This window comes from Thalassolituus sp. UBA2009 (genome assembly GCF_002335285.1).
Classification (GTDB): Bacteria; Pseudomonadota; Gammaproteobacteria; order Pseudomonadales; family Oceanobacteraceae; genus Venatoribacter; species Venatoribacter alkanivorans.
Map to the genome: position 1 here is coordinate 1 of NZ_DDCJ01000038.1, position 7,631 is coordinate 7,631.

The window sequence follows — 7,631 nt, forward strand, 5'->3', positions numbered from 1 at the left end:
AGGTAAAATAAATCCACAAAACACTGATCATAAATACCAATGGAACAAACATCTCTCGTGCCTACGCTCCGCGTGGGAATGCAACTGTGTCCGCAAGGACTCCCACGCAGAACATGGGAGCCAGACGAGAGCATGGGAGCCAGATGAAATCTGCTACTCGCAGCGATGCATACCTTCAAGCCACACCTGATACCGCTCTTTTGCCCTGTCAGTAACCCGAATGGTTTTACCGGCAACCCATGCCGGGCTGTATCTGCGGTTCAGTATGGCAATATTGATTGTCTCGCCCTGATCGGAAGTACAGCCATCACCGCCCATACAGCGCAGATTCCGCAGCCAGCGCTTGTCCTGAAAGTAATATGAATGCCCGTTACGGGTGAGTTTCACAAGATCAATCAGTACCTCGCCGTTTCCCGGTTCAATATAAGCCAAAAGCTCGCGAATCTTATGTTTCATAGGGATTGTGCTTCATAGCGACTAAGATTTCATATTTGTTTCCAAGTGACAATTCAATCACTGGATTCATTATTCTGCATCCATTAAAGCGGGGGACAACCTCAGTGTGAATTAAAATAGTTATTCTATTTATTTTTAATCTGTCCTTAACGCTTTTTTATAAAAATTCTCGCTTGAAACGCCGAACTTTTGTACGCATATTTTTCATAGGAGATGACGTATTGAACTGAATCATGCGACCAAGAGTCCATTGTTCATACCAAGCAACACCATACAGATCATGATCAGTTAAACCTGAAATAAGTAAAAGTATTTCATTTATCGTAGACTCTAATTCAACAAGCAGATCATCGTATTTCCAGTCACGATACTCTTCGTGAAAATGTTCAGCGAGTAGACCCAGTTGATTCCATTTATAACCCGTTTCAGGGAAATCCACATGCTGACTTTTAGATTTCATGTGATGCCATTTAAGAACAAGTTTCCCCCAACCAATCAAGTAAGCAACCGTATCACTAACGCTAATCATCGTACCCTTAATGTTTCCCTCGACCGCGGATTTACGCGCTTTGCTTTCTGGAATGGAGCGATAATCAGCCATTAGTTTTGGAAATACTGAGTTTATGGCCAGCTCTAATTCCTCCTTGTTCTTGGGTACAGAAGACAATATAGATCTCCATTCACATAACAATCTATTAACGTGCATGCGTATTTATTAGCGGCGGTAGTCAGGCCTTGCACGTAAATTTACAAGCCAAATCCACAAACTGTTGATTTGAATATCAAATAAGCTAACACCGGCCTGAAAAACGAGCAAGCGCGAATAAGCCACTCCTCTACAGGCATCGCAGCTATGGATTGCTGTTATAACCGCGCACCGCATTCACCCGCGCAAACACCAGAGCACCCAGCGTTAACAAGCCATACAGCACCAGCATAAAGATCAGTTGTTCAGGGTTTTCGGTGTATTCAAAATGCAGAATCAGGCCGCCACCGATAGCCAGACCAATAATGGATAACAGGGTAATAAACAGCGATGAGTCGGTCAGCTTGCGGATGCGGAAGTTGGCGATGGCCATTAACAATGACACCAGTAAGAAGGTAACGCTGCCGAATTCGAGTATTACTTTTAAGCCACCGGCCAGAATCAGCGCCATCGCTAATACCGCCATCATGGCGATGGCCGCCACCGGTATATTATTGCTGCGTTTTTCCAGACTTTTAGGGAAGAAGCCATCACCGGCAATCACCGCCACCTGGCGTGAGGCTCCGAATAAGGTGCCGTTAATGGCACTGCTGGTTGCCAGAACTGCCCCCAGTACCACAATATCGGCGCCGATATGGCCGAGTATTTTTCCGGCTCCGGCGGCCAGTGCGTATTCTTCGTTGGCGATAATATCGGCGGCAGGAATGGCGAGAATGGCGGCCACAGCGATTACCACGTACAAAATGATGGCAATAACGATGGCGCTGTAAATTGCGCGCGGAATATTTTTATCGGGGTTTTCCATTTCTTTTACCGCATTAATCACCAGCTGAAAGCCTTCGTAAGCCACAAAGGTAACGGCCGCAACGGTAAGAATATTGAGCCAGGAGAATTCAATCTCCGGATGCACGAGCAGTTCAGTCAGGCTGCTTTCGCGGTGCAGCAGTAAAATCACGGCAATCAGCAGCAATAAAGCCAGTTTGCTGTACACCATAATGTCTTCGATTTTACCCATGCCGCGCACACTCCAGACATTAACCAGAGTGAAGAGTGCAATCACTCCACAAGCCACGGCTTTACGCAGATCGTCATTACCAGCAAAGCCGGTGCCGCTTAAGGCATAGGAAGAAAAGGTGTAGGCATAGAGGGCAATGGTGCTGATATAACCGAAAATCACATACCAGCCAATCAGCGCGGCGGCCAGTGGCGAGTTGGGAAAGGTACGTTTAAAAAAGCCATAGGTCGCGCCTTCATCGCGGTAGTACACGCCCAGTTTTACGTAAGAATAAGCGGCCAGCGCGGCGATTATACCGCCGGCCATAATCGCCAGAGGCGTATAGGGGCCGATCAGAGCAACGGAAATACCGAGAATGGTAAAAATGCCACCACCCACCATACCGCCCAGAGCAATGGCGATCAGCTCAGGGAGCCCCAGCGCTTTGCCTTGGCTGCGTACGCTGAACCAGTGGGGTAATTTCATAGGGGCTCCGGGCGGAATATCGGTGATAAATAATAACGGTAACAATGAGCATGACAATATGGGCATGACAATGACAGAGCGTGAACCCGAGCTGAACTGATGGTGCACAATAAAAAAGGAATTGTGTTGCAGCAGCACGAATAATCCTATGACTTATATCACTGGGCAAGCATATGAAAAAGCTCTAAGGTAACTCCTCAGCTGCCGCAACAGGACGTTATACCGTGAAAAAACTGCTGATATCCGCTGGCGTTCTTGCCGCTTTAATTGCTGCTTTTATGCTGCGCCCGGCCAAACCCATTGAAGTACGCATGAGCCAGGCCGCTCCGGGGCTGGTCGAAGCACTGGTGTCCAATACCCGCTCCGGCACGATTAAGGCCTGTCAGCGCTCCCGCCTGTCTCTGGCGCTGGGCGGCCAGGTGAATCATTTATACGTTGATCAGGGCGATAAAGTCGAAGCCGGCGCGTTATTGCTGGAATTATGGAACGACGATTTAAAAGCCGCGCTGGAGCAAAGCAAGGCACAGGTGCGCATGGCGGAATTAAATAAAGCCTCTGCCTGCCGCCAGGCTCAGGCAGATGAGCGCGAAGTAAAACGCCAGCGTGAATTATTCAAAAAACAGCTGGCCTCGGCCGAACAGCTCGACCGGGTAGAAACCAGTGCCGAAATTACCCGTTTAAGCTGCCAGCAGAATGAAGCCCAGGTGCAGAATGCCAAAGCCAGCGTGGCGGTGCAGCAGGCACGTTTGGCGCAAACACAATTGCGCGCGCCGTTCGCCGGTATTGTTGCCGAAGTGAATGGCGAAGTCGGCGAATACGCCACCCCTTCTCCGCCAGGTGTTGCCACACCACCCGCCATTGATCTGATCGACGAGCGCTGCCTGTATGTGCGCGCACCGATCGACGAGGTGGACGCCTCAGTCATCCGCGTCGGTATGGATGCACGGGTTACGCTCGATGCCTTCCGCGATCAGGCCTTTACCGGCAAGGTCAGCCGCATTGCCCCTTACGTGGAAGATAAAGAAAAGCAGGCACGCACCGTGAATGTGGATGTCACCTTAAATGCCCTGCCCGACGATGTGCAGCTGCTGGTTGGTTACAGCGCCGATATTGAAGTGATTACCGCCGCCAGTGAACAGACCCTGCGTATTCCCAGCGAAGCGTTGCTGGAAGGTAATCATGTGCTGACCCTGGCCGCTGACGGTAAAACCCTGCAGAAAAAAGCGCTGACCCTAGGCCTGAGTAACTGGACCTGGACCGAAGTAAAAGAAGGCTTAGATGCTGACCAGCCGGTGTTGCTATCGCTTGATAATCCGGCGGCGGTCGATGGTGCCGAAGTGCGTGTATTAAATGAGATGGATGCGCTGCACACTGACAAGGCCGCCAAGCCATGAAAGCGGCTGCCATGAAAGCGGCTGGCATAAATCCCGCAGCCGATGCCCTGATCCGCGTGCAGGGGGTGAATAAAACCTTCCTGCTCGGTGATGAGCCGGTACACGCGCTGAATAATATCGGCCTGAGCATTCAGGCCGGTGAGTATTTATCGGTAATGGGGCCATCCGGTTCCGGTAAATCCACCCTGTTGAATATGCTCGGCCTGCTGGATGTACCGGATAACGGTCAGTACTGGCTGAACGGTGCCGATACCGTGCCCATGAGTGAAGAACAGCGCGCAGTTTATCGCCGCAGCCATATCGGCTTTGTTTTTCAGTCGTACCATTTAATTCCGCGTTTAAGTGCCAGCGAAAATATCGAGCTGCCGTTAATTCTGGCCGGTATTGCTCCGGCAGAACGCAAACGCCGGCTGGAACCGGTGATTGAGCGTCTGGGCCTTGGCAGTCGCGCCGGGCATTTACCCAATCAGTTATCCGGCGGCCAGCGTCAGCGGGTGGCCATTGGCCGCGCCATTATTATGAAACCGCGCCTGCTGCTCGCCGATGAGCCAACCGGTAACCTCGACAGCCAGTCCGGTGCCGAAGTCGTGCAACTGCTGGAAGAGCTGAATGCCGACGGCATTACCTTAATTGTGGTTACCCACGACGCCGATCTTGGCCGCCGCGCCAGCCGCCGTATCCGTATGGTGGATGGCGTGATCGTAAGCGATGACCGCACGTCTTCTTCAAACGCTCAAAGCCATACCGATCAGAGCGACGCGCCATGATCCGCACCCGCGACCAGCTTAATTTCAGCATCCGCGCCCTGCTGCGCCAGCGTTTCCGCACGCTGATGCAGCTGATTGCGATGTCGATTGGTGTGCTCGCGGTAGTGCTGTTGACCGGCCTCGGTGAAGGCGCGCGCCAGTATGTGCTGGGCGAGTTTTCGGTACTGGGAAAAGATATTCTGATTATGCTGCCGGGACGCAAAGAAACCTCCGGCGGCATGCCCCCCATGACCGGCGAAGGCACCCGCGATATTACCCTGCAGGATGCCCAGAGCCTGCTGCGCCTGCCCGAAGTGGAACGCATTGCGCCCCTGGTGGTCGGTAATGCCGAAATATCACGCGGCGCACGCAGCCGTGAAACTCTGGTGCTGGGCACCAACAGTGCTTTCTTTGATATCCGCCATATTCAGCTGGCGCGCGGCCAGATTCTGCCCGACCTGCCCCTCGATCAGCCGAGCCCGGTCTGTGTTATCGGCACCACATTAAAACAGGAACTGTTTTCTGCCGAACCGGCACTTGGCCAGTGGGTTGGCATCGACACTTACCGCTGCCGGGTAATTGGTATTCTGGCCGATACCGGCACCGGCCTCGGCATGAACATGAGCGAAGCGCTGATCATGCCCGTGGCCAGCAGCATGCAGCTGTTTAATACCGAAGGCGTGTTCCGGGTGATGATTGATGTGCGCTCGGCGATGGGCATGGGCGTGTTAAGCCGCCAGATCGAAGACATTATGCGCGAGCGCCATGACGGCCAGCTCGACGTCACCCTGATTACTCCCGATTCCCTGCTGAAAGCCTTCGACAGCATTCTCTCGGTGCTGACCTTTGCCATTGCCGGTATCGGCGCCATCAGCCTGTTTGTCGCCGGCGTACTGATTATGAATATGACGTTAATTACCGTATCGCAGCGCACCGCCGAAATCGGCCTGCTGAAAGCGCTGGGGGCGTCCAGCCGCGAAGTACGCCAGCTGTTCGTAACCGAAGCGGTGATGCTGTCGCTGTTTGGCGCCCTGCTTGGCACCCTGCTGGCAGAAATTCTGTTATGGCTGGTACGCATGCAGTATCCGGAGATTCCCTTTGCCGCACCGCTCTGGGCAACGGCCGCCGCGGGCGCTATTGCCGTAGGCTGCGGCTTTCTGTTTTCCTGGATTCCCGCCAGCCGCGCCGCTCATATGGCACCGGTAACCGCCCTGCAACATCAGAACGGCAAATAGGAGGCCCAATGCACAGTGCTGACTGGTTACATCTGGTGTTTTCCTCGGTACGTTACAACCCGCTGAAAAGCCTGCTCACCGCGTTGGGCATCGCCATCGGTATTGCCGCCGTTACCCTGCTGACTTCACTGGGCGAAGGTGTGCGCATGTATGTGATGGATAACTTCTCGCAGTTCGGCACCCGCATTATTGCCGTCAGCCCGGGCAAAAACGACACCTCCGGTATGGGCGGAGTACTCAACTCGGTACGCCTGCTGACCATGGAAGATTACCGCAGCCTGATTAACCTGCCCTACGCCGAGCACGTGGTCGCCAGCGTGCAGGGCACCGGCCCGATTGAGTTTGGCGAACGGGTACGCAACACCGATATTTATGGCACCACACCCAGTATGGTGCAGGCCTGGGATTTTCCGCTGGCCAGTGGACGTTTTCTGCCCGAAGCTCAGGGCGGTAATTCGCGCGCCTTTGTTGTGCTTGGCCATAAGGTCTGGCAGGAATTATTTAAAGGCAGCAATGCGCTGGGGCAGTTTATCCGCGTTGGTGGTCAGCGCTTCCGCGTGATTGGTGTGATGAAACCAAAAGGCAGCATGCTCGGCTTCGACCTCGACGATATGGTCTACATTCCCGCCGACCGCGCGCTCACGCTGTTTAACCGCGAAGGATTAATGGAAGTGGACGTGGTGTTCTCCGCCGCCACCACCTCAGAAAATATGCGCGAAATTGTGCGCAAACGGCTGATTGAGCGCCACGGCCAGGAAGACTTTACCATCGTCACCCAGGACGAAATGCTGGAAAGCCTGAACAGCATTCTGTCGGTACTGACCATGGGCGTTGCCGCACTCGGCTCCATCTCATTACTGGTCGGCGGTGTCGGCATTTTCACCATCATGACCACCAACGTACGCGAGCGCACGCCGGAAATCGGTCTGCTGCGCGCCATTGGCATTTCCCGCCGGCAACTGCTCAGCCTGTTTCTTGGCGAAGCCGTATTATTATCGGTTATCGGTGCCCTCGCCGGCATGTTTGGCGCCCTCGCCCTGCTCGCCATTACCGGTTTAATAATGCCGGATTTCCCGATACAACCCAGCCCGCTGTACCTGATGATTTCCCTGGTTTTTTCCGCCCTGATTGGCTTAATGGCCGGTATGGGCCCGGCGTGGCAGGCGGCTAAATTAAGTCCGATTGAGGCGCTGAGGGATGAATAAAAGCGGAATAAAAAAGATTTATTATTAAGCGCTGTTCAGTGCAATAAAAACAAAAAAGGCCAATCATCGCTGACTGGCCTTTTTACAGGAATTCTGAAAATTGGTCGGGACGGCGGGATTCGAACTCGCGACCCCTTGCACCCCATGCAAGTGCGCTACCAGGCTGCGCTACGCCCCGACACATGTTCAGAAACGAGCTTAAAAGCCGCTTACGAACGCGCTCAAGTATACTTAAGCCACTGAAAAGTTAAAGATTTTTTTAGAATGCAAGCCGGTACGGGAGGCTCAGGAATGGCTGTCCGGGGTAAGTAAATCGGCCAGTTCTTTAAGCTCGGCAATCATGTTTTTGATGAGCGCCTGATCCATCGCCACGGCATTGGATTCACCCTCTTCGCTCAGACGCTGGCGG

7 protein-coding genes and 1 tRNA gene are annotated in these 7,631 nt (G+C 53.3%); 4 read left to right on the forward strand and 4 right to left on the reverse strand.

Features of this window, described 5'->3' with window-relative positions; genetic code table 11:
• Window positions 1-153: 153 nt before the first annotated feature.
• The 3 genes from B3P58_RS04320 to B3P58_RS04330 form a co-directional block, all read right to left on the reverse strand.
• Window positions 154-456, reverse strand: coding sequence for a hypothetical protein (locus B3P58_RS04320; RefSeq protein WP_286716254.1), 303 nt, complete (start codon window positions 454-456; stop codon window positions 154-156).
• Between the two features lie 157 nt (window positions 457-613).
• Window positions 614-1,123, reverse strand: coding sequence for a ClbS/DfsB family four-helix bundle protein (locus B3P58_RS04325; protein ID WP_230331454.1), 510 nt, complete (start codon window positions 1,121-1,123; stop codon window positions 614-616).
• A 184-nt stretch (window positions 1,124-1,307) separates the two neighbouring features.
• The gene (locus B3P58_RS04330; RefSeq protein WP_230331455.1) at window positions 1,308-2,642 is read right to left on the reverse strand and encodes an APC family permease; all 1,335 of its coding nucleotides are present in this window, start codon (window positions 2,640-2,642) and stop codon (window positions 1,308-1,310) included.
• Window positions 2,643-2,866: 224 nt separating this feature from the next.
• Here B3P58_RS04330 and B3P58_RS04335 point away from each other — a divergent pair, with 224 nt between their 5' ends.
• Genes B3P58_RS04335 through B3P58_RS04350 form a run of 4 tightly spaced genes read left to right on the forward strand, consistent with a single transcriptional unit; the run spans window position 2,867 to window position 7,222 of the window.
• On the forward strand, window positions 2,867-4,036 hold the full coding sequence (locus tag B3P58_RS04335) for an efflux RND transporter periplasmic adaptor subunit (protein ID WP_286716255.1): 1,170 nt from the start codon (window positions 2,867-2,869) through the stop codon (window positions 4,034-4,036).
• Window positions 4,033-4,803: an ABC transporter ATP-binding protein gene (locus B3P58_RS04340; RefSeq protein WP_286716256.1), complete on the forward strand. Its 771-nt coding sequence runs from the start codon at window positions 4,033-4,035 to the stop codon at window positions 4,801-4,803. Before B3P58_RS04335 ends, B3P58_RS04340 begins: the two co-directional genes overlap by 4 nt.
• The gene (locus B3P58_RS04345; protein WP_286716257.1) at window positions 4,800-6,017 is read left to right on the forward strand and encodes an ABC transporter permease; all 1,218 of its coding nucleotides are present in this window, start codon (window positions 4,800-4,802) and stop codon (window positions 6,015-6,017) included. Before B3P58_RS04340 ends, B3P58_RS04345 begins: the two co-directional genes overlap by 4 nt.
• A gap of 8 nt (window positions 6,018-6,025) precedes the next feature.
• The gene (locus tag B3P58_RS04350) at window positions 6,026-7,222 is read left to right on the forward strand and encodes an ABC transporter permease (protein ID WP_286716258.1); all 1,197 of its coding nucleotides are present in this window, start codon (window positions 6,026-6,028) and stop codon (window positions 7,220-7,222) included.
• A 101-nt stretch (window positions 7,223-7,323) separates the two neighbouring features.
• Here the strand turns inward: B3P58_RS04350 and B3P58_RS04355 are convergent.
• Window positions 7,324-7,400, reverse strand: a tRNA-Pro gene (locus B3P58_RS04355).
• Window positions 7,401-7,631: the final 231 nt, after the last annotated feature.